The organism is Desulfosarcina widdelii (assembly GCF_009688965.1).
In the GTDB taxonomy this organism is placed as follows: domain Bacteria; phylum Desulfobacterota; class Desulfobacteria; order Desulfobacterales; family Desulfosarcinaceae; genus Desulfosarcina; species Desulfosarcina widdelii.
The window spans coordinates 469,690-490,398 of the sequence record NZ_AP021875.1 but is presented as its reverse complement, the minus strand read 5'-3'; the positions used below and the strand labels follow the sequence as shown (position 1 = coordinate 490,398).

19 protein-coding genes are annotated in these 20,709 nt (G+C 48.9%); 9 read left to right on the top strand and 10 right to left on the bottom strand.

Going from position 1 to position 20,709, the window contains the following annotated elements; genetic code table 11:
* Nucleotides 1–34: 34 nt before the first annotated feature.
* Genes GN111_RS02315 through GN111_RS02305 form a run of 3 tightly spaced genes read right to left on the bottom strand, consistent with a single transcriptional unit; the run spans nucleotide 35 to nucleotide 5,983 of the window.
* A complete protein-coding gene (locus GN111_RS02315; protein ID WP_155302201.1) occupies nucleotides 35–1,465 on the bottom strand; it encodes an efflux transporter outer membrane subunit in 1,431 nt (476 codons plus the stop codon).
* Nucleotides 1,458–4,640, bottom strand: a complete 3,183-nt coding sequence (locus GN111_RS02310; RefSeq protein ID WP_155302200.1) for an efflux RND transporter permease subunit — start codon at nucleotides 4,638–4,640, stop codon at nucleotides 1,458–1,460. The genes GN111_RS02315 and GN111_RS02310 overlap by 8 nt, the downstream gene beginning before the upstream one ends.
* Entirely contained in the window at nucleotides 4,640–5,983 is a 1,344-nt protein-coding gene (locus tag GN111_RS02305; RefSeq protein WP_155302199.1) for an efflux RND transporter periplasmic adaptor subunit, read from the bottom strand. The genes GN111_RS02310 and GN111_RS02305 overlap by 1 nt, the downstream gene beginning before the upstream one ends.
* A gap of 165 nt (nucleotides 5,984–6,148) precedes the next feature.
* Here GN111_RS02305 and GN111_RS02300 point away from each other — a divergent pair, with 165 nt between their 5' ends.
* Together GN111_RS02300 and GN111_RS02295 are read left to right on the top strand one after the other, a co-directional pair.
* On the top strand, nucleotides 6,149–6,781 hold the full coding sequence (locus GN111_RS02300) for a TetR/AcrR family transcriptional regulator (protein ID WP_155302198.1): 633 nt from the start codon (nucleotides 6,149–6,151) through the stop codon (nucleotides 6,779–6,781).
* Between the two features lie 92 nt (nucleotides 6,782–6,873).
* A complete protein-coding gene (locus GN111_RS02295; protein WP_155302197.1) occupies nucleotides 6,874–7,224 on the top strand; it encodes a hypothetical protein in 351 nt (116 codons plus the stop codon).
* A gap of 199 nt (nucleotides 7,225–7,423) precedes the next feature.
* On the opposite strand, the gene GN111_RS02290 is transcribed toward GN111_RS02295, so the two are convergent.
* The 7 genes from GN111_RS02290 to GN111_RS02260 form a co-directional block, all read right to left on the bottom strand.
* Nucleotides 7,424–7,771 carry a response regulator gene (locus tag GN111_RS02290; RefSeq protein ID WP_155302196.1) on the bottom strand — a complete coding sequence of 116 codons (348 nt, stop codon included), beginning with the start codon at nucleotides 7,769–7,771 and terminating at the stop codon, nucleotides 7,424–7,426.
* Between the two features lie 154 nt (nucleotides 7,772–7,925).
* On the bottom strand, nucleotides 7,926–8,234 hold the full coding sequence (locus GN111_RS02285) for an isoamylase early set domain-containing protein (RefSeq protein WP_155302195.1): 309 nt from the start codon (nucleotides 8,232–8,234) through the stop codon (nucleotides 7,926–7,928).
* A 64-nt stretch (nucleotides 8,235–8,298) separates the two neighbouring features.
* The gene (locus tag GN111_RS02280; RefSeq protein WP_155302194.1) at nucleotides 8,299–8,508 is read right to left on the bottom strand and encodes a hypothetical protein; all 210 of its coding nucleotides are present in this window, start codon (nucleotides 8,506–8,508) and stop codon (nucleotides 8,299–8,301) included.
* 705 nt (nucleotides 8,509–9,213) lie between these two features.
* Nucleotides 9,214–9,852: a hypothetical protein gene (locus tag GN111_RS02275; RefSeq protein ID WP_155302193.1), complete on the bottom strand. Its 639-nt coding sequence runs from the start codon at nucleotides 9,850–9,852 to the stop codon at nucleotides 9,214–9,216.
* Complete coding sequence (locus GN111_RS02270) at nucleotides 9,842–10,810, bottom strand: alpha-ketoacid dehydrogenase subunit beta (RefSeq protein ID WP_231715652.1); 969 nt, start codon at nucleotides 10,808–10,810, stop codon at nucleotides 9,842–9,844. Before GN111_RS02270 ends, GN111_RS02275 begins: the two co-directional genes overlap by 11 nt.
* 48 nt (nucleotides 10,811–10,858) lie before the next feature.
* Nucleotides 10,859–11,797 carry a thiamine pyrophosphate-dependent dehydrogenase E1 component subunit alpha gene (locus GN111_RS02265; protein ID WP_231715651.1) on the bottom strand — a complete coding sequence of 313 codons (939 nt, stop codon included), beginning with the start codon at nucleotides 11,795–11,797 and terminating at the stop codon, nucleotides 10,859–10,861.
* 175 nt (nucleotides 11,798–11,972) lie between these two features.
* Nucleotides 11,973–14,165 carry a molybdopterin-containing oxidoreductase family protein gene (locus GN111_RS02260; RefSeq protein WP_155302190.1) on the bottom strand — a complete coding sequence of 731 codons (2,193 nt, stop codon included), beginning with the start codon at nucleotides 14,163–14,165 and terminating at the stop codon, nucleotides 11,973–11,975.
* Between the two features lie 263 nt (nucleotides 14,166–14,428).
* Between GN111_RS02260 and GN111_RS02255 the strand changes: the two genes are divergently transcribed.
* From GN111_RS02255 to GN111_RS02225, 7 genes are all read left to right on the top strand, one after another.
* The gene (locus GN111_RS02255; RefSeq protein ID WP_197740482.1) at nucleotides 14,429–14,968 is read left to right on the top strand and encodes a TetR/AcrR family transcriptional regulator; all 540 of its coding nucleotides are present in this window, start codon (nucleotides 14,429–14,431) and stop codon (nucleotides 14,966–14,968) included.
* A 926-nt stretch (nucleotides 14,969–15,894) separates the two neighbouring features.
* Entirely contained in the window at nucleotides 15,895–16,671 is a 777-nt protein-coding gene (gene panC / locus GN111_RS02250; protein ID WP_155302188.1) for a pantoate--beta-alanine ligase, read from the top strand.
* Nucleotides 16,668–17,438, top strand: a complete 771-nt coding sequence (locus GN111_RS02245; RefSeq protein ID WP_155302187.1) for a type III pantothenate kinase — start codon at nucleotides 16,668–16,670, stop codon at nucleotides 17,436–17,438. Before panC ends, GN111_RS02245 begins: the two co-directional genes overlap by 4 nt.
* Nucleotides 17,439–17,450: 12 nt before the next feature.
* Nucleotides 17,451–17,810, top strand: a complete 360-nt coding sequence (panD, locus tag GN111_RS02240) for an aspartate 1-decarboxylase (protein ID WP_155302186.1) — start codon at nucleotides 17,451–17,453, stop codon at nucleotides 17,808–17,810.
* 232 nt (nucleotides 17,811–18,042) lie between these two features.
* Nucleotides 18,043–18,339 carry a transposase gene (locus tag GN111_RS02235; protein WP_155302185.1) on the top strand — a complete coding sequence of 99 codons (297 nt, stop codon included), beginning with the start codon at nucleotides 18,043–18,045 and terminating at the stop codon, nucleotides 18,337–18,339.
* Nucleotides 18,312–18,455, top strand: a complete 144-nt coding sequence (locus tag GN111_RS02230) for a hypothetical protein (protein WP_155302184.1) — start codon at nucleotides 18,312–18,314, stop codon at nucleotides 18,453–18,455. The genes GN111_RS02235 and GN111_RS02230 overlap by 28 nt, the downstream gene beginning before the upstream one ends.
* Nucleotides 18,456–19,154: 699 nt before the next feature.
* Nucleotides 19,155–20,513, top strand: coding sequence for an ISNCY family transposase (locus GN111_RS02225; RefSeq protein WP_155302183.1), 1,359 nt, complete (start codon nucleotides 19,155–19,157; stop codon nucleotides 20,511–20,513).
* Nucleotides 20,514–20,709 lie beyond the last annotated feature (196 nt).

Sequence of the window (20,709 nt, the reverse complement as noted above, 5' to 3'; positions counted from 1 at the left end):
CCGGCTCGAAAATTGACTAAGATGATAGATACAATCAGTTATAATAGTCGGGCGGCAGCGACTCGCCCCCTCCGCCCAATACTGTGTAAAGGTTTACTTGGTTGGCCATCTTTGCCAATTGTAGTGATATCAGGATTCGCTGCTGCGCGTAGAGTGATCGATGTGCATCCAGCACACTTAGATAACCATCTATACCTATTGTGTAACGCTCGTTCGAGAGGCTATAGGTTTCTGTGGTCGCGTCGACGATAGATTGTTGTGCCGATACTTGCTGGTCGATGGTTCCCTGAACGGCAAGGGCATCGGCTGTCTCTCTGAAGGCTGTCTGGATTGCTTTTTCGTACCCGGCCAGGATGATTTTTTGGTCTGCCTCGCTGACCCGAAGTGCTGCCCAAATGCGGGCATCAAAAATCGGCATGACAACCTGAGGTGCAAAGGTCCAGACATCTGATCCGGATCCAAACAGTCCGGAAAGTTCATCACTAGCCGTTCCCACCGAGGTTGTTAGAGAAATACGGGGAAAAAAGGCGGCTCGCGCTGCGCCAATATATGCATAGGCCCCTTTGAGCCGATGCTCAGCGGCGACAATATCAGGCCGGCTCAAAAGCGCCTCGGAGGTTAGACCCGGTGAAATAGCATTAACCGGTGTGACGCTGCTAAGATCAACCGGTAGCATCGCTTCGGGCACTGGTGCACCTGCCAGAAGGTTTAATGCATTTTGATCCTGCGCCGCCAGTTGCGTGTAGCGGTGAACATCCCTTCGTGCGACATCCACCTGGGTTTGCGCACGGCGCAGATCAATTTTGGTCGACAGTCCTGTCTGATAGTTCTCTAGAATGAGTCTGTAGGAAGCCTGCTGGCTCTCAAGCGTAAACCGGGCCAAGCTAAGACTCTCCTTGTCTGCAGCAAGCGTCAGATAGGCCCTGGCAACCTCGGATATCAGCATGATCTGTGCGCTTCGGCGAGCCTGCTCCGTGGCCATATATTCTTCCAGCGCCCGATCTTTCAGACTACGTAAACGTCCAAAAAAATCGATCTCCCAGGAAGCGATACCCAAATCGGCGCGATACTGCTCCACGGTTCTCGATTCCCCCGGATTGATAAGATCGTTTGAACGGCGTTGTTTGCTCCATGCTCCGGATGCATCGAGGACAGGGAACAATTCCGCTCTCTGAATACCGTACTGTGCACGTGCCTTTTCCACGTTTAATGCGGCTATTCTTAGATCACGGTTGTTGTTCAAGGCCGTTTCAATAATCTTTTTGAGTTTTTGGTCGCCGAAAAATTCTTGCCAGTTCAGTTCCTGGGCTACTGGTATTCCGGAGATGGCTTGTGGGTCCTTGTAGGCTTCGCCTTGTGGCCAATTTTCCGGGATTGGTGCTTGGGGTTGTTGGTATTTTGGTGCCAAAGAGCAACCGCCTAGTATAATTAGTCCGACCAGCTGAAATATCAGATATTTATTCATGGGATTGTATTCCTGAATCAATTGTCAGGGTATTTATTGCCTGATCACGTTTTCGGTGTCTACCCAGCGCCCTGTAGATCAATACGTAAAAAAGAGGTGCAAAGAGGGTGACCAAAAAAGTTGAGGAGACCACGCCACCCACCACACCGATGCCTATGGCCCTTTGGGCGCCTGCTCCGGCTCCGCTCGCCAGTGCCAGTGGCAAAACCCCAAAACCAAAAGCCAGGGAAGTCATCACAATCGGTCTCAACCTTAATTTGGCGCCTTCCAGTGTTGCTTCGATCAACGGCATGCCTTCTTCCACACGGGCCTTGGCAAACTGGACAATCAATATGGCGTTTTTGGTTGTCAGCCCCAAGATGGTCAGCAATCCGATCTGGAAATAGACGTCATTGGGCATTCCCATCAGGGTCGAGGCGATGATGCCGCCAATGGCTCCTAAAGGGAGGGTCATCAAGATCGATATGGGAATGGGCCAGCTTTCGTACAATGCAGCCAAACATAGGAATATAGCGAAGATGGAAAAGGCGTAAAGGATAGGTCCTTGAGCAGTCGCCATTCGCTCCTGGTAAGACAAACCGGTCCAGTCAAAGCCGATTCCCTGGGGCAACTTTAAAACGATTTCTTCCATGGCAGCCATCGCCTCGCCGGAACTTCTTCCCGGCGCAGGTTCGCCCCAAATGTTGATGGATGGAAAGGCATTGTAGCGTTCCAGCTTGGGAGAACCAAACGTCCATCGACCGGAGGCGAAGGAGGAAAACGGAACCATCTTGCCCTCACGGTTACGTACATAAATTTTTTCCAAATCACTGGGAAGCATGCGATAGGAAATGTCTGCTTGCACATAGACACGTTTAACCCGCCCGGCTTGGATAAAATCGTTGACATAAGAACTGCCGAAGGCCGATGCGATTGTATTGTGGATGGATCTTATGGGAACCCCCATGGCTCCGGCCTTGTCCCAGTCCACATCGATCATGTATTCAGGCACATCTTCCATGCCATTGGGTCGAACTCTGATTAGTCGCTGATCCTGGGATGCCATGCCAAGTAGCTGGTTTCGTGCTGCCATCAGTTTTGCGTGGCCCAGGCCGCCTCGATCCTGCAGTTGAAAGTCGAATCCGGTGGCATTGCCCAATTCGATCACGGCCGGCGGAGGAAAAGCGAATACTTGGGCTTCAATTATCCCTGAAAAGGCATTCATGGCCCTGCCGGCAATGGCCTTGACCTTCAGATCCGACCGCTGGCGTAGTTCCCAGTCCCTGAGCTTGACAAATCCAAGCCCCACGTTCTGGGCCTGACCGGAAAAGCTGATACCGGCAACCGACATAAGGGACTCTACACCCTCTTTTTCATGTGTCAGAAAATAATCCTCAATTTTATTCATGACCTTCCGGGTCTGCTCCACTGTCGAACCGGACGGAAGCGTGACCTGAACCATTAGAACACCCTGGTCTTCATCTGGAAGATAGGCAGTTGGCATTCGTTGAAACAGGAATCCCACAGCTATTACGAGCAAGATGTAGATCACCAGGTAGCGCGATGTTCTAGAAAACGACCGGCCGACAATTCCTACGTAAAGGTTCCTGGCCCATATAAAGCTCCTATCGAACCATCTGAAAAATGGGCGCAGGAATAAGACCGCATTGTCTGAGGGGTGATGACCGGGAGGTATCGGTTTGAGAAACGATACACAAAGCACCGGGGTCAGGATCAGGGCCACAATCACAGAAAGCAGCATGGATGAGATGATAGTAACGGAAAACTGCCGGTATAGGACACCGGTTGAGCCTTGAAAAAATGCCATGGGCCCAAAGACCGCCGAAAGCACCAACCCGATGCCAATCAGGGCACTGGTGATCTCGTCCATGGACTTGGCCGTGGCCTCCCTTGGTGAAAGCCCCTCCTCGGACATTATTCGCTCAACGTTTTCCACCACCACGATGGCATCGTCTACCAACAAGCCGATGGACAACACCATGGCGAACATGGTCAGCATATTGATGGAAAACCCGAAAAATCCCAAGACCGCGAAGGTTCCCAACAGAACCACCGGCACTGCAATGGTTGGGATGAGGGTGGACCGGATGTTACCCATAAAAAGATACATGATGATAAAGACCAGAATGATCGCCTCGATCAGGGTCTTGACCACCTCATCAATGGCTACTACGGTGAATGGCGTGGTGTCGTATGGGTAGACCACCTTCATGCCGGGAGGAAAGTACCGACTCATTTCTTTGAGTTTTGCTTTTACGGCATTGGCGGTTTCCAGGGCATTGGCGCCGGCCTCCTGGCGGATGGCCATGGCAGCGGAAGCCTTTCCATTGTAGTTGGCCACGACGTCATAGCGTTCGGTTCCCAGTTCCGTACGACCGATATCCTTGATGCGGACCACCGAACCATCGGTATTTGTGCGAACGGGAATCGCTGCGAATTGATCCGGGGTTTGGAGCAGATGCTGAACGATAATAGAGGTATTCAGACGTTGACCCTCGCGGGCCGGCGCCCCGCCGAACTGGCCGGCGGAGATCTCGACGTTGTAATCCTGAAGCGCAGCGATAACATCTTCCATGGTCAGTTGATAACTGGTTAGCTTATCGGGATTGACCCAGATCCGAATGGCATATTGGGATCCGAAATTCTCGACCTCGCCCACTCCTCTGACGCGCGACAGGATTTTTTCCAGATTAGACTGGGCATAGTCCCGCAAATCCAAGCCGTCCATGCTGCCGTCCTCGGAGATCAGTCCAACGATCATTAAATAGTTTCGGGTGGACTTACTAACTTTAACGCCTTGGCGCTGGACCACATCGGGCAAGCTTGCCAGGGCCAGCTGAAGCTTATTTTGCACCTTGGACCAGGCGAGATCCGGATCGGTCCCCGGAGCGAAGGTCAGCTCAATGCGGGATGATCCGGATGACGAACTGGTGCCTGAGAGGTAGAGCATATCACCCAAGCCAGTCATCTTTTGTTCAATAATCTGAGTCACGGTGTTTTCAACGGTTTCTGCCGAGGCACCTGGATAGTAGGAGTCAATAGCGATTGAAGGCGGAGCGATCGCTGGATTCTGCGATATGGGCAAATTATAGATCGCCAGAATACCGGCGGTCATTATGATGATGGCAATGACCCAGGCAAAAACCGGGCGATCCAGAAAGAATCGGGATAACATCAGGCACCTCCATCTTTATGTGCTATAGGCTGTGTGCCAGATTCGACCTCAGGCCCGGGTTCGATTTTCGATTCACTAAAAGGGATTGTCTCTACTATTGTGCCGGGCTGTAACATCAGCATTCCCTCGACAATCACCCGGTCTCCGGGCTTAAGTCCTGACGAAACCAACCACTTGTCGTCTATGGCTCGGTCAAGGGTGAGTGTGCGAAGTTGGACCTTGCTTTCGGCATCGACTATCAGCGCAACGGGATTTCCTTTGTGATCGCGTGACACACCTTGCTGGGGGATGAGGATGGCCTGTTGGTTGGCACCTTCATTGATTATCGCACGAACGAACATGCCAGGTAGGAGAACACCGTCGGGATTGGGGGCAACCACCCGCAAGATGACGGAGCCGGTCGTCGGATCAACCGTCACATCACTGAATTGTAAACTCCCTTTCTGCAGGTATTCCGTGTCGTTTTCCAGGATAAGCTTGACCACTTGCTGATTTGTTCCATCTTGATGAAGACGTCCGTCTTGTATTCGTTGTTTCAGTCGCAGTAATTCAGTCGTGGATTGCGGTACATCCACATAAATGGGATCGAGTTGTTGAATGGTGGCCATTGCTATGGATTGATAGGCGGTAACTATGGCGCCTTCGGTTACATTGGATCTACCGATGCGACCAGAAATGGGAGCGATGACCCTGGTATATCCAAGATTGATACGAGCTGTTTTTAGTGCTGCTTGCGCCTGCTGGATGGTTGCCTCGGCTACTGCTACCGCTTCACGTCTACTTTCGACTTGCGCTTCAGCGGCCCTTAGTGCGGATTCGGCCGCCTTGGCCTCAGTCACAGCCTGGTCGCGCTCGATCGTGGAGACCGCTTTCTTTTCATGTGCAGTTTTATATCGATCTCGATTCGTCCGAGCGAGTTCCAAGGTGACTCGAAGCCGAGCAACATCGGCAGCACTCGCTTTCAACGCCGCCCGTGCTTGATCAGTGCTTTTCAACATAGCTGCAAGATTTGCAGCGGCATTGTCGACGGCAGCTTGAAAAGGATCGGGATCGATTTGATAGAGAACTTGACCAGCCTTGACATCGGATCCTTCAGTAAACAGGCGTTTTTGTAACAGACCACTGACCTGGGGCCGGATTTCTGCAATGCGGTAAGCCGACGTACGACCGGGCAATTCAGTGAAAAGACTGACCTTTTGGGTTTTCACGGTCACAACGGCAACTTTCGGAACTGAAACCGAGGATGGGGCTTGCTGCTGGAAATCACAGCTTAGTGCCAGAGAGCTTAATAGTAAGGCTGGTACTATTTTGGTGATAGAAACCTTTTGACAGATAGATCGCATTCGTATTGTTCCCTCCTGTTGACATGGATGACTAATTATCTTAAAAAGCTTTTTAAGATAATATAAAATTAACTGTTGATAAAGATTATGTCAATCAGTATTTTAAAAAAAATATTTAAGTTGGTGACTAAAATTTATTTCATTAAATGAAATCAGGAAGATACAATGACCAAAAGAAAAGATGGTAAAAAAACTCGATTAAACTTGTTGAATACAGCCTGCGAGGTGTTTGCCCAAAAAGGATACCGGGATGCCAAGGTGTCGGAAATATGTAAACGGGCCGGGGTCAATCTGGCTTCGATCAATTATTACTTTGGGGATAAAAAACATTTGTACTGTGAGGCCTGGCAACACGCCTCAGAAAAAATGGAGGAGCAGGATTTCTCTGATTCCGCTACCGCTTCTGCCCTGGATCGTTTGCGACTCTATATTCAAACGCTTATTAAGAATTTTTCTGTTGAAGAAGGCGCCGCACTGTTTAACCGGCTGTATTTGATGGAATTGGTCAATCCTACCGGATTAATTCAGGACGCCTGGCATGAAATGATCGAACCCCGAAGACAAAAACTACACGATATTATTCGTGAAATCTTAGGTCCTGCTGTGGAAGACTTGGACATACGGTTCTGTGAAATGAGCATTGTGAATCAGTGCCGTATTTTCGTGACAATCAAGCGCAGTGACCTTGAATATCTGCTTGGCCGCCCCCTCAGTCCTGAATTGATCCGCAGATTGTCCAAACATATTGCTGATTTTTCTTTGGCGGGGATAAAAGCGGTGGGTAACTACGAGTCGTGATTCAAAGCTTAATAGAATGCACTTGGGATCGGGTTCGTGATTGGAAAGGCCTCAATACCACCGGAACACATTTCGGATTGCCGGAAGTGAATATGGTTCATATTTACAAAATAGAACATAAAATCGAGAGATGTGGACGAGTCGGCGGGACAAACATTTTCAACACGGGTGTCCTTTTTGCTATGGATAAACTCGGCATCCATAATGAAGGTATCATAGGAAAAGGTGTGGCCATGATACCCAAAGGAAAACAAATGATTATCCTACTATTTATGATTGAAGGAGCCTCGTCGGCAAATATTCTCGACAGACAATGGGACCAGGTTCAATCTTCTCAACAACAAGGCCACCGCCGAAATAATAATCATCGATGCCCTGAAAAAGAGACGATACATCCGTGGCTCGATACCTACAAGCAGACATTACCAATTACGCATATTTAATAATCAGGAAAATGCATATAATTTCAATTTAATATTGACTTCTAAGAAAAATTGAAGTTTTTTCGTTAATATTTATAGGCCTGATTTTAGATTAGGGATACCCCATTGAACTGAACGGCTATTCTTGAAATGTATTGAATCTCACGTCCCCTAAATCCGGGCAGGGCACCCATTTTTCATTACAGGGTCCACCGAGCTGCTAAGTGCCAAAGCAGGGAGTCTCTTCGCTATCGCTCATGATTTCTGATAACACCGCATCAACGACCTTGCATATCCATTGTGCTCCCGAAGTGGTAGGATGTTCCAATACATATACTATAGCCGGTAAACTGGGCCTGATCTGTTTCAGATAATTGAAGGTCTTCCATCCGGAAAAATTTTTAGCGGCCTGATTAATCAATACAAGGTCTGGTTGGGAGGAATCGGCTGGATAGATTGCATCCCTTATATCTTCACTCCGTCTTACATGGTGCAGTTGGCGTGACAAGGTTATTTTTAAAATGGCTGCCGTGGTTTTATTGTCATCTATGATCAGGACGTTTGCCATTTTTTTCACCTCTGGATTAAGCAAGCCTCTATTTTGTACTTTAAAATGCCGATATCCTTAAAAGGCCTGTCAATAAATCGCTGACGGTTTTAAAACCATGGTATCCCGTGAAACATACTTATATTAGTAGAAATTCCTGCCTTCAGCCTTAAAGCTATAAGCTGATTATCGAATTTTGGCTGTCACCGAATGGAGTCGGAACATAACCATCGGCATCAGGATCGTTTTCCCAGGATTCCTTACCTATAAGATAGCGGAACTGATAGGGCCGTCCGGTTTCCAAATCGACGGTTACGCTGAATCCACCATTTTTCAACCGTTTCATAGGTGTCGCCGAAGTTGACCAGTCATTGAAATCGCCTACCACATGGGCCAACGTTTCTGCATTTTCGATTTCTTTAGGAATTTTGAAAGTAACCTTGCACACCGGTTTGCTTTTCAGAAACTGTTTCCGAATGCTCATCGTTTACCTCCATCTATCGATTACTGGTAAGCGCTTTCATCATTCAATTTGTTGCTGCACTTACTCAACAATATTTATTGGGCAAAAGATATACCAGATCCTCAACCATTATATATATACAATTTCGTTGAGTATTTTCATCAGCACCTAAATGCGTTTTATTTGCTTGGGTGTTAGAATCTTTGACAGGTTGTAAAGAAGACAAAACAAAGTCGGCCACCGTTTGCTGACTCCGAAAGAGAACAAAGCCTCTAAGGGATTTGGTCATTTTCATTTTATCGATCCAGATCCGGCTTTCGGCGGGCTTCAAGTCAGAAACCGTGCCTCATCGTTCTATTCCTTCATAGACAACCAAATAAGCCCCATGGATAACTCATCTGTATTTTTAACAGATAGATTGACCCGCCAAAATTAGCAAAAACTTAACTTTATTTTGTCTTAGGATTTTCGTAGTAAGAATGGAGACTGTGCTGATCGAATCCACTTTTCCCCATTGTTAATCTTCATAGCCCGATTTGACCGCTGAAAGCGAGTTTTGCGTTATTATCAAGGTCTGGAGTGAAATTCAAAGGCTCTCTCTAAATCAATACATCAGGTTTTATAGCGCTAAACTTTAATTGATTTTGCAATACTTTTAATCTATCTTTGCTTCTGTATTCCAAGCCATAAGAAAAAAATACGGTCTTTTTTAGGAACTGTTTCTTTAGGTCATTTTGGTATCTTTCCGCCGCGAAGTCGGGTACGTAATTCAAGAGCATAAACTTTTTAACTGATGCCGCCAGGGCCAATGATTCCAAAAATAGATTCTTAACTCAATAGATGAAGAATGGGAGTAATTCCTTCAGGTATTATACTCCTTCATATTTAAAGCTCTCTTCAGCTTTATGGATAACCAGATCGAATTATTCATTAGGAGTTCGTATACAACTGAAATATATATTTTTATTCTTACTTGGCTTTGTCTCTTTTTGAAAATTTTTTAAATGGTAATAGGTGAATATTGACTTATTATTTCGATACAATCAATTGCATGGGTCATCCCTATTAAGTGACCTCCATTTTTTATTTTTTTACACACTCCGAAGAATGATAATATTTTATCTTTTTCTCCATGTATACGTTTAATTATGCTTTGATCCCCTTCATAACCTTGCCAATTGGAAAGCGCATGACACATAGTTCTAATAAATTCGGTTTCTGTAGAACTAAACATAGTTAAAATTTCATTTTCAAATTTTCCGGCAATCGCTTGTAGAAATTTTATAGGGGTGATCTCAGATAGAGGAGACAATAACCTGAGTAAAGGATTGATTTCGCTTTTTGAAACGGCACTTCCGAATAAATAAACATTTCTTATGCCTAACTTATCCGCAATATCAAGTGAAACAATCCCACCAAGAGAAGAACCTGCGACCGAGTCTGATCGCATAATTGCATAGTGCCTTATAACACTTTCTGCTACCTCGGAAATGGTTCTTTCACCATTATATTTTGGCCAGTCAATGAACTTCGCATCTGTTATTTCTCGCCAAGGGCCAGAATACATGTTTGCATTGGCACCCATTCCCGGAAGAATATAAATCATTTTTAAATCACGAACACTTCCCTCATTTTGCAACGATTTCTTTTACCGCCGAAATAAGATCCTTCTCGCTGGGAATGTAAAAACGCTCCAGAGGCGGACTGGCGGGGACCGGGATGTCCGGGCCGGTCACCCGCCGCAGCGGCGCTTTTAAACTATCAAAAGCCTCTTCCATCACCACAGCCGAGACTTCCCCGGCAAAGCCGCCGGTCCGAGTGGCCTCATGCAGTACAACCAGGCGACCGGTCTTGCGCACAGAACCAAGGAGAGTCTTTTTATCCATAGGCACAAGTGTGCGCAGATCGACGATCTCCATGTCGATACCCTCCCGGGCCAACTGTTCGGCCGCCTTCAAAGCGACCCCCACCATCTTGGACCATGTAACCAAGGTGACATCTGTACCCTGACGTTTAACGTCGGCCTGTCCTATGGGGATAAGATATTCCTCCTCGGGTACCGGTCCAGGTACAAAATAAAGCATCATGTCTTCTATAAAAACAACTGGATTTGGATCCCGGATGGCAGATTTAAGAAGCCCTTTGGCATCGGCCGGCGTGGAGGGCATGATCACCTTTAGCCCGGGGCAGTGCGCTGCCCACGCTTCAAGGTTATGCGAATGCTGACAGCCTGCTCCGAATCCGGCACCACTTTTGATGCGAACGACAAGCGGGAAAGCGGATTTACCGCCTGATAAGTACCGCAACTTGGCTGCGTGATTGACGATCATATCCGAGGCAAGGGTAAAGAAAGGATTGAACATGATTTCCACCACCGGCTTTAGTCCGACCGCTGCTGCTCCAACCGCCAATCCTGCTATAGCCGCTTCTGAAACGGGAGTGTCCTTCACCCGTTTCGCACCGAAATCTTTCAATAAGTCGGCAGTGGGAAGCATCGGGTTGCTATGGATGCCCACCCCGATTCCCTCTCCGGCCAGGAACACATTGGCGTCCCGCTGCATTTCTTCTCTGAGTGCCTGATTGATGGCCTGTCCCATTCCAAATGACTGCATGCTTTTGTCCCTTTCATTATGAAATGCTCTCGGTTACGCAAATATATCCTCAAGGGCTTCGGATGGCTCGGGATAAGGGCTCTCCTCCGCAAAACGGACAGCGTCTTGCACAATTGCATCGATCTGGTTTTCCATTTGCTGCAATTCATCCTTGCTGATCAGCCCCTGGGCAAGCATGTCGCCTCGTAATTTAGGTATAGGGCACATTGCCTGCCATGCCGCGATCTCTTCCTTGGGCTGATAGATCTGTAGGTCAGCTTCGCCGTGGCCCCGCCAGCGGTAGGTTTTGTATTCGATCAGTGTGGGCCCCTTTCCTGCGGCGGCGCGTGTTCGGGCTTCGACAGCCGAATGGTAAACCGCCAGCGCATCATTGCCATCGACCACGACACCGGGCATGGCATAACCCGCTGCCCGGTCTGCGATGTTTGGCGCTTTGGTGTGTTCTTCATAGCGTTGGGCACCAGCGTAGAGATTATTCTCACAAACAAAAATCACCGGTAGCGCCCATATGCTGGCAAGATTCAACGCTTCGTGAACGGACCCTTCGTTGGCCGCGCCGTCTCCTATAAAACAGACGGTTACAAACATTTCCTGTCGGTACTGGTGACCAAAGGCAACACCGACGGCAATCGGCGGTCCTCCGCCGACCACAGTGGTTGTGCAAAGGGCGTTGACCTCGGGAACCGCCAAGTGCAATGTTCCGCTTTTTCCTTTATTGCACCCCGTTCGTTTACCGAATATTTCAGCCATTAGCACTTTCGGATCAGCACCTTTGGCCAGCAGGTGGCTATGGCTTCGGTGATTGGTAATGATCTCATCCTCCGGTTGAAGCGCCGCGCATACACCCGCACCGACTGCCTCCTGCCCGGTACACAGGATCATCATTCCCGGGATTTTATGTTCGATTCTACACAGTTCCGTTAGCTTCTCCTCGAATCTGCGAGAAAGCAGCAACGACCGGAGCATTTCCATTTTTTTCTGCTTAGGTATCTGCATAGGCCTCCGTAAAAATGTAAAATTTTAGTTGAATACTCTGGTAAATACAGGCTTAAGTCGATTGAACATCATCGGTAAAAAAAGTCTCCAAGCTCTTTGTAGGTCATCTGCAGCTCGACCCGGTGTATCGCTGGAGATGACGTGCATGAATTTAGGAAGCCTCCTGTTCCTTATCAATACGACACAACAAAGCCGAATGAGGCCAGCTGCCGATTTCCGGGCTGCAAAACTCCGGGGCATCCGGGCAAAGAAGGTTTGCGTTCGATTCGAAGACCCCGAAAAGCTCGGGAAGATTTGGCTCACGCTCCGGGAACCACCACGAATGCTGTAAGTCCGCCATTTTGGGATGGATGGCATCCGAAAGCTTGACGCGTTGACGTATCGAGCCATGCGGCGTCGAAATGACGGCCCAGTCCCCCGTGGACAATCCCAGCTTTTCAGCTGTTTTGGGATGAATCGTGACCAGAGGATCAGGCACTTTTTTACGGGCCTTTTCGATTTGCCGCTGCTCGGAATGATACATCGGCATGAAGCGGCTTCCCGTAATGAGGATCAGCGGATATTCTTCTGCCAGTTTTGGACTGCCCACCGGGCTCCATTTGGGTTCCCGATAGTGGGGAAGCGGATCTGCTCCGAGTTCTTCGAAGATCGAGGATTTAAGCTCGACTTTCCCAGAAGGGGTGCCGAACCCGAGTTGTTCGTAACGACGATATTGTCTCTGACCCAGAACACCATATTGCTCCACCAGTTGTTTAAACGTCAGTCCCACCGGTTCCAGACAATGATCGTAAACCTCTTCCACGGTTTTCCAGGGCCAGTATTTTTCCTGACCCAGCCGCACACCCAGGCCGCGGTAAAAGTCGTAACTGTTTCGACGTTCGTAAATCGGGTCAATTCCCTGCGGGCAGGCCATGCAAAATCCGCTGGTCAGCCAGAGTTCAGGCTGCTCCACTGTAGTGGACGCGGGGAAGACGTAATCGGCCAACGCTGCAGATGGCGTCATGTAGTAATCCATGACCACATAAAGCTCCAGGGCCTTTAGCGCTTCAAACACCTGCTGCGTGTTGGGCAAAGCAAGCAGCGGGTTGTTTGCCAGGGTGATCGCGGCCGTTACCGGATACGGCTTTCCGGTTATAATTGCGTTCATGACCTCTCTGGCATGGGCCAGGTTGGAATGCCATGCCTCGGGCGCGGCCATGTACCCTTCAGGCAGCTTTTTGTTGGCAGCCGAGTTTTTTTCCCAACCGGGAAAACCGAAAAAAGGGTACTGGTCCGCACCAAGCTGCTTGACCCGTTGGCTCTCAGGTAGAACGTCATTAATCTCCAAATACACGGCATCCCTGATTTTACCCACTTCACCGGTCAGGCTGAAAACCTCCCCACCGGGGACTTCCAGATTGCCGGTAATTGCCCGGATAATGGCCCGGCCCCGGGCGCACTGGGTGGCATTGATTCCCTGTTTATCCAAACCCAGTCCGAAAGGAATCACAGCGGGTCGGGATGCTGCGTACATTCTGGCCGATCCGACAACAAGATCGGCAGGCACCGATGTGATCTCGGAAACCTTCTCCGGCGTGTACGACGCTACCTCCGTCTTGAGTTCTTCAAAGCCAACGGTCCAGTTGGATACAAATTCATGATCATAAAGGTCTTCAGCAATAATCAGGCGAATCCATCCAAGCATCAGGGCCAGGTCCGTACCCGGGCGAATCTGCAGCCAAAGATCGGCCTTGTCTGCCTCTCTGGTTCTTCGAGGGTCGATGACGATCATTTTGGCGCCATTTTTTCTGGCCTGAACGATCATCGGGTACAGGATATTCGGATTTGACTGTGAAGCGTTGCAACCCCACATTACGATGCATCTGGAGGCCGGCACCTCACTGCCCATGATCATACCTCCGTATGTGGCGAATTCGGTCGCATAACTCGGGCACATGCAGATGGTGTTTACGCCACATGTATTGGGAGAGCCGAACAGGTTAAAAAAGCGGCGGCAATCCCAATGATACGTTCGCTTGGTGCCGTGCGTAAACGTCAGCGTTTCGGCGCCGTATTTTTCCTTTAAGCTCGACAGTTTTTCCGCCACCTCGTCCAAGGCCTGGTCCCACGTCACCCGCTGCCAGCCGCCCTGCCCTCTTTCCCCGGTTCGTTTTAAAGGGTAATTCAGGCGTTGCGGATGATAGATGTGGTCCGGCATCAATCGGCCGCGTGCGCAGATGGCCCCCCGGTTGATGGGATGATCCGGATCGCCGGTGACTTTTACAACCTTGCCGTTTTCAATGTGCAGCAAGGTGCCGCATCGTGGATGACAAAGGCCGCAGTAACTTCTTCGGGTTTCACTCATTTTAAACCCCTATTTTCATATAACAATTTTAAATTTTAGGTTTAAATCAGTTGAAGTTTATGGTAAATTCGACCGCGAGTCAATATTAATTCGACTGATGGTCGAATATACCGCTCATGTTCACGCGCGATCGTCCGGTATGAGCGAACAGGGAGAAAAATATGAAACAAGCCGCTTCCGCTCCAAAACATTCAAACCGCAGGTCCGCCCGCCGAATCGGCGCACCGTCGGGTCCAAGGAAAGCAGATCAAAGACGCGCAACGTTGATCGAAGCTGCAGGCAGGCTATTCGTGGAAAAGGGCTACGAAGCCACGACGATGGACGAAATCGCTGCCGCTGCCGATTTCGCAAAGGGTACGCTTTACCATTACTTCGAAAATAAAGCCGAACTGCTAAAGGTTTTGCGGGAAGGCTTCGAAAAAGAGATCATGAGCCGTGTCCGAACACGCGTGGAAAGCTGTGCGGCCGATGATTGGCGTGGGCGCCTCAAGGCCTGGATCGAAGCGGCAGTCGATGCCTATTTCGAAATGATCGAACTCCACGACGTCGTGATCTACGGTTTGGGCATGCCGTTTCGGCACGCAATGGCCGATGCGGAAATCAACCGCTATCTTACAAAGCTCATTAATGATGGCGCTAAAGCGGGGGCTTGGCAAGTTGAAGATGAACGGTGGACTGCGGTGGTCATGTTTTACAGCTTTCGCGGCGGTTGCGATGAAGCCATTATGGGAACACAGCGCCCGGATGACGTGCCCAAAAAACTCAACGATTTGTTTCTTCGAATTTTGGGTGTGCACAATTGAAGGAACAAGTACAAATTCAACGGATGAGCTTAGGTAAATTCTGCACCTGCATTCGTTTTCAGCACAAATCCTTGAAATCGGGTAACGCCTATGATTTAGAAAAGAAATGCTCAGTTGGCCTGTAACATCGCAATTACGGAAACCGGTCTTTGTTTTGTTCGGCCTGCACCAGCCGGTGGACCGCGATAGGTCCATGACACTGATCCCAGTGCCGTCATCGTTTTGACCTCATTGTGAGGGGATCGAAAATATGCGATGAATATGTGATTGTGCAGCCGGCACCCAACCGAACCAATCTCTGTTCACACAGAAGTGCTGCGTAGGATATCGTGCTGTTGACAAATTAAATGGGTTATGATTCTTATCCACCGATATACTTATGGTGAGCGCCTTTTCCATGCAGGCTTTTCATACCGGCAAGCAAACGCCGCCGAGTTCAAAAAGCCTTGTGACAACAAAAATAAATGTTATGCAATAAGATATCGCCACGGCGCTGATCCGGATAACGGACGGCGACTGACTGTTCAACCAAAACTACTTACAATCAACCGCTTTACCTCTAGGGAAGGACTTGATCCATGAGACAAGTACCGCAATTTTCCTGCTCCATGGCTGACAACGGCTTTTTATTCTGCCACCCGTACGCTTTTCTTCTTTTTCGGCAACAACTCCCACGAGCACCAGGCCTGTCACCACTTTGACTCTTCAAAAAAACAATACGCAAGTACAATGCCCTTGGGTAGCGCTTAAGCTGTTTACCACTTCATAATCGAAGCTGGTTCATTGCTTCAAATAAGGAGCTTAAACGCCACAAGATGATTATCCGCTCCAGAGCCGGGCTCCGTTAATCAGCTTAACTTGTTGAGTTGCTATTCGATTATAAAAGGAGAAACCATTGCGGATTCTCCCAACCAAGGAAGATATAGATGAAAATTCTTACCAGTATCAGTGCGTGGCAGGACTGGCGCAATACGATTCCATCAACCCAAAGTGTGGGGCTGGTCCCCACCATGGGCGCCCTTCATGCGGGACACCAGTCATTAATTGCCCGCTGTCGGCGGGAAAATGATATTTGCGCCATCAGTTTGTTCGTTAACCCCACCCAATTCAACGATCAGAAAGATTTGACCAACTATCCGAACACCTTTGAAGATGACCGCAAACTTTGTGAATCGGAGCGGGTGGATGCCATTTTCTTTCCCGAATACCGCGATCTTTATCCTGACGATTACCGGTATCGGGTTTCCGAAAACGAAGTCAGCCGTCTGCTGTGCGGTGCTCACCGTCCTGGCCACTTTGATGGAGTTCTAAGCGTGGTCATGAAACTATTGAACCTGGCACAACCGCAACGGGCTTATTTTGGCGAGAAGGATTGGCAACAGCTCCAGTTGGTCAAAGGAATGGTGGATGCCTTTTTCATGCCCGTGACTATTATCGGCTGTCCCACGATTCGCGAAACGGATCAGTTGGCCTTGAGTTCGCGCAACCTTCTTCTATCCAAGACCCATCGACGGAAAGCTGCCGGATTCCCCAGGCTGTTAGCCACCCGGGCGCCGGCCGAGGAGGTGGCCCGTTTACTTGAAGCGGGTGGGTTTAATGTTGACTATGTCCAGGATTTTGAAGGCCGTCGTTGTGCGGCGATTCACTGTGGCGGAGTGAGGCTGATCGACAACCGACCCATAGACGAGGGAGGCGAACGATGATCTTGTGTCTTCATATTGGCAACACCCATTTCGTCGGCGGAGTGTTCGACGGCCAAGACTTAAAGCTCGAATTTCGCCGCACCTCCAGTACAAGGATCTCGGTCGACGAATTTGGGCTGTTTCTTCGAGGAGTGCTATTATCCAACGAAATTCCTCTCCAGTCGGTGAAACAGGTTGCTATGAGTTCGGTATTGCCGGAAGCCACCCACGCTCTAATCGGCGCCTGTCATAAATATTTTTCCGTGGAGCCATTTATCATCCGTTCCGGTGTACGTACAGGCTTGAAGATCCGTTATCGCAATCCTTTGGAAGTAGGGGCGGACCGAATTGCCAATGCCATTGCCGCCGTTCATCATTACCCGGACCGCGAGCTGGTAGTGGCCGGTTTTGGCACGGCTACGACGTTCTGCGCGATCGGACCGGATAAAACCTATTTCGGCGGAGTGATCCTGCCCGGCATACGAATTTCCCTCGAAGCCCTGGTAACCCGGGCGGCCAAGCTGTCCAGTGTGGAAATTGCTCCTGTGGATCATGTACTTGGTCGGTCCACGGCGGAATGCATGCAGTCAGGATTGTATCACGGCCAGATCGGCATGGCGCGGGAAATCATCAGCCACATTCGTAACGAAGCTTTTCAGGGCCGCCAACCATTGGTGATCGGTACCGGCGAATTTGCAGGGCTATTCGAACCCACCGATTTGATAGACGTGATTCGTCCACAATTGGTGCTGGAAGGATTGTTACTGGCGCACAATATGAACTCTTAGAGGATGATTGCCATGCAAATAGCTATGCTCAAATCCAAACTTCACCGGGCTACGGTCACAGGAGCCGATCTGAATTACGAAGGTTCGATTTCCATTGACACCGAACTTATAGACAAAGCACGACTTCGCGTGAATGAAAAAGTTGACATCTACAACTGTAATAACGGCGCTCGGTTTTCGACCTATGTGATTCCTGGATCCAGTGGTCAGATTTGCCTCAACGGAGCAGCTGCCCGGCTGGTTCAAACAGGCGACCAAATCATCATTGTCAGTTACGCTTATCTCGACGAATCAGAGGCCGATGTTCATCGACCAGTGGTGTTAATCATGGGTCCTGAGAACCGCGTAAAGGCGAAGACAGACGGGCATTGACGAAGTTTGATCAGTTCAAGGCCATCCTGAAATGTCTATTTGAGTCGGCTTTTCGCATCAACGAAACTTCGCTACGCCTCAAAAAAATATAAGGTCAACTTTGTTTAGGTAATTGGTTAAATTGTAGACTACTTCAACAATGAGTTGGTCGAATGCCAGGGAACGGCGGTGGTCCCAAAAAACTGGACAGTATGATAAGCTCCGGGTCAGCCAAATTTGAAAGGATCTGACCATGAGCAAGAAAAGTAGAAGCTATTGTCCCCAGTTCAAGGCGAAGCTCGCCTTGGCAGCCTTGAAAAACGATGGGCCCATTGCTGAACTGGCTGCCCGACTTGAGGTTCATCCCACGATGATCAACAACTGGAAACGGGCGTTGGTCGATAGTGCCGCCGATGTTTTCGACAAGGGTCGCAAGACCCGCAAACAGGCCGAGGCCCAGGCTGATGAACTTTACAGGCAGATCGGCCAACTGAAAGTCGAAGCTGCAAGCAGCGAAAGCAGATGGTGGATCCCGAGGCACCGAACCTGAGCGTTGCCCGGCAGTGTCGGCTGCTGAACCTTCACCGCTCCTCGTATTATTACAAGCCCAAACCAATCAAGGCCGAGGATCTGAAACTGATGCGGCTCATCGACGAACCGAAATAAAAAAGGCCCTCGAAAGAGAGCCTTTCATTACTGCCTAAAATGATGTATTTGGAACTTTAGGCTGTTCAGTGGAAGATGGGCATTACCCCGGGATTACCCCGAAATTGAAATTGGCAAATATTATCGTTTTTAATTCAGTTGGTTATAGATGTCGCACAGGGTTCGATTCCCATGCACTTCCGCCATTTTTATTATAAAATCAATGTTTTGATTTCCTAAATTAGTCACTAAAACACCCTCCCCTATCCTCGAAATTCAAGTTTACAGCCATCATTTTTTTCGAATTTTCAACCAGTATTCACGTCTTCATTTTTTTATCTTTGAGTCTTCAAGCCGGTATTTTGGTTTCAAGCTCTCCTGATCTGACATTCTTGCCAGCATATTGCGCCAGCAGATTAATTGCCACGCTCTCATATACCGTTATTCCCATTAAAATCCAAAAAAAATTTGAATTTCATATTTCACTTGATGTCATCATCTCTTGCCAGGTAACGCTTTCTCATTATTCCATCGTAATTAAGGAGTAAGGCTACATTGACTATCGGTTGCTTGCTAATTAGTGCTCATCCACAGGAATAACTACCTGTAATAAATAAGAAACGCGCATTTTGTAGTGGTTTTTCTCTTCTCTTTGTAGTATATTGAAAGTCGCCAAACAACCAATATCACTACAAAAGAAAGAAAGGAGCCGATCACAAAATGCGCGAAAAATGGCAAAAACAGATGCCCCTGATGCCTCAGATCAAAGACCACGCCCAAGCAAAAGAACTTACAGCTATCAGTGGTATCATCGATGCTCACCCTATCATCTGTGATCGCGTTCTTCAAGATTTGAACAAGGGCAAGCTGGTGGCCTATCGAACTGGGGCTGACGGCATGAGCGCCGACCAGGTACTGCGTTGTGCTATCGTCAAAATCCTTTTCGGTTTTACGTATGATGAACTGGCATTTCATATTGTCGATTCGCAGGCATTGAGTTGGTTCTGCCGGATCGGTATCGCCGACAAGGGATACAAAAAATCCGCCCTGAACAAAAATATCAAAGGCATATCGGACGCCACCTGGGAACTGATCAATGCGGATCTTTTGGGATATGCGAAGCAAAAGGGCATTGAAAAGGGCCGACAGGTCCGGGTCGATTGCACGTGCGTTGAAACTCACATCCATCATCCCACCGACTCCAACCTGCTGTGGGATGGTGTTCGCGTGTTGACGAGGCTGCTGAAGCGCTTCCGGGATGAATCGGGGATCACAGTTCCTGACTTCCATAACCATACCCGTGTTGCCAAACGACGGATGCTGGCGGTGATGAATGCCAAACGGAAAAACAAGCGTAAGGTTGCCTATGTGGACCTGCTCAAAACCAGTCGCAAAGTGGTTGGGTACGCTCATAAGGCAGTCGCTGCGATCAATGCCGGTGCGACCTGCGACCCGCTGGTCATGACGATTGGCTTCCAGATCGAACATTTTGTCGATCTGACCCGCAGGGTGATCCACCAGACCGAACGCCGGGTTCTTCATGGAGAAACGGTCGATGCCAAAGACAAAGTAGTATCGTTGTTCGAGCCACATACCGATATCATCGTCAAGGATAGGCGCGATACGCTGTTTGGTCACAAAATCTGTCTGACCGGAGGCGCGTCGAACCTTATTTTGGACTGTGTCATCACCGAAGGCAATCCGGCCGACGCCGACCTGACGATACCGATGCTTGAGCGGCAAAAACAAATTTATGGCCGCTATCCCCTCAAGGCCAGCTTCGACGGCGGTTTTGCATCCAAGGAAAACTTGAAGCGAGCCCAATCGCGTAAGATCAAAGACGTCTGCTTTGCCAAGAAACGAGGTCTATCTGAAACCGACATGTGCCGCAGCCAATATGTGTATCGTCGATTGCGCCGCTTTCGAGCGGGTATTGAATCCGGTATCTCCTGGCTGAAGCGTTGCCTTGGCCTGACCCGCTGTACCTGGAAAGGATGGGACTCGTTTAAATCCTATGTTTGGTCTTCGATTGTGGCCGCCAACCTGCTGACCATCGCCAGGGGAAAAACAGCCACTTGAGACCTTAATCGATTCCGCATCGTGAAAACTGGTTGAACAAGTGCGCTTGCATTAAGCCGATTTCGGTAAATTAGCCACAAACCGATGTAGCGATGGTGAGAAAAATCCTGCCGAGGATTTTACCACTCTATTTTTTTTGCGACTCGGCTCTGAAAATTACCATTTATGGATCGACACTAATTAAATAATGAACCAG

Bases quoted from the DNA above. Each gene is read 5' to 3' on its own strand.
- GN111_RS02290 (WP_155302196.1), bottom strand. From the start codon at position 7,771: ATGGCAAACGTCCTGATCATAGATGACAATAAAACCACGGCAGCCATT.
- GN111_RS02270 (WP_231715652.1), bottom strand. From the start codon at position 10,810: ATGGGACAGGCCATCAATCAGGCACTCAGAGAAGAAATGCAGCGGGAC.
- GN111_RS02310 (WP_155302200.1), bottom strand. From the start codon at position 4,640: ATGTTATCCCGATTCTTTCTGGATCGCCCGGTTTTTGCCTGGGTCATT.
- panD (WP_155302186.1), top strand. From the start codon at position 17,451: ATGCAAATAGCTATGCTCAAATCCAAACTTCACCGGGCTACGGTCACA.
- GN111_RS02305 (WP_155302199.1), bottom strand. From the start codon at position 5,983: ATGCGATCTATCTGTCAAAAGGTTTCTATCACCAAAATAGTACCAGCC.
- GN111_RS02245 (WP_155302187.1), top strand. From the start codon at position 16,668: ATGATCTTGTGTCTTCATATTGGCAACACCCATTTCGTCGGCGGAGTG.
- GN111_RS02235 (WP_155302185.1), top strand. From the start codon at position 18,043: ATGAGCAAGAAAAGTAGAAGCTATTGTCCCCAGTTCAAGGCGAAGCTC.
- GN111_RS02230 (WP_155302184.1), top strand. From the start codon at position 18,312: ATGGTGGATCCCGAGGCACCGAACCTGAGCGTTGCCCGGCAGTGTCGG.
- GN111_RS02285 (WP_155302195.1), bottom strand. From the start codon at position 8,234: ATGAGCATTCGGAAACAGTTTCTGAAAAGCAAACCGGTGTGCAAGGTT.
- GN111_RS02315 (WP_155302201.1), bottom strand. From the start codon at position 1,465: ATGAATAAATATCTGATATTTCAGCTGGTCGGACTAATTATACTAGGC.
- GN111_RS02260 (WP_155302190.1), bottom strand. From the start codon at position 14,165: ATGAGTGAAACCCGAAGAAGTTACTGCGGCCTTTGTCATCCACGATGC.
- GN111_RS02280 (WP_155302194.1), bottom strand. From the start codon at position 8,508: ATGAAAATGACCAAATCCCTTAGAGGCTTTGTTCTCTTTCGGAGTCAG.
- GN111_RS02295 (WP_155302197.1), top strand. From the start codon at position 6,874: ATGGTTCATATTTACAAAATAGAACATAAAATCGAGAGATGTGGACGA.
- GN111_RS02300 (WP_155302198.1), top strand. From the start codon at position 6,149: ATGACCAAAAGAAAAGATGGTAAAAAAACTCGATTAAACTTGTTGAAT.
- GN111_RS02265 (WP_231715651.1), bottom strand. From the start codon at position 11,797: ATGGAAATGCTCCGGTCGTTGCTGCTTTCTCGCAGATTCGAGGAGAAG.
- GN111_RS02225 (WP_155302183.1), top strand. From the start codon at position 19,155: ATGCGCGAAAAATGGCAAAAACAGATGCCCCTGATGCCTCAGATCAAA.
- panC (WP_155302188.1), top strand. From the start codon at position 15,895: ATGAAAATTCTTACCAGTATCAGTGCGTGGCAGGACTGGCGCAATACG.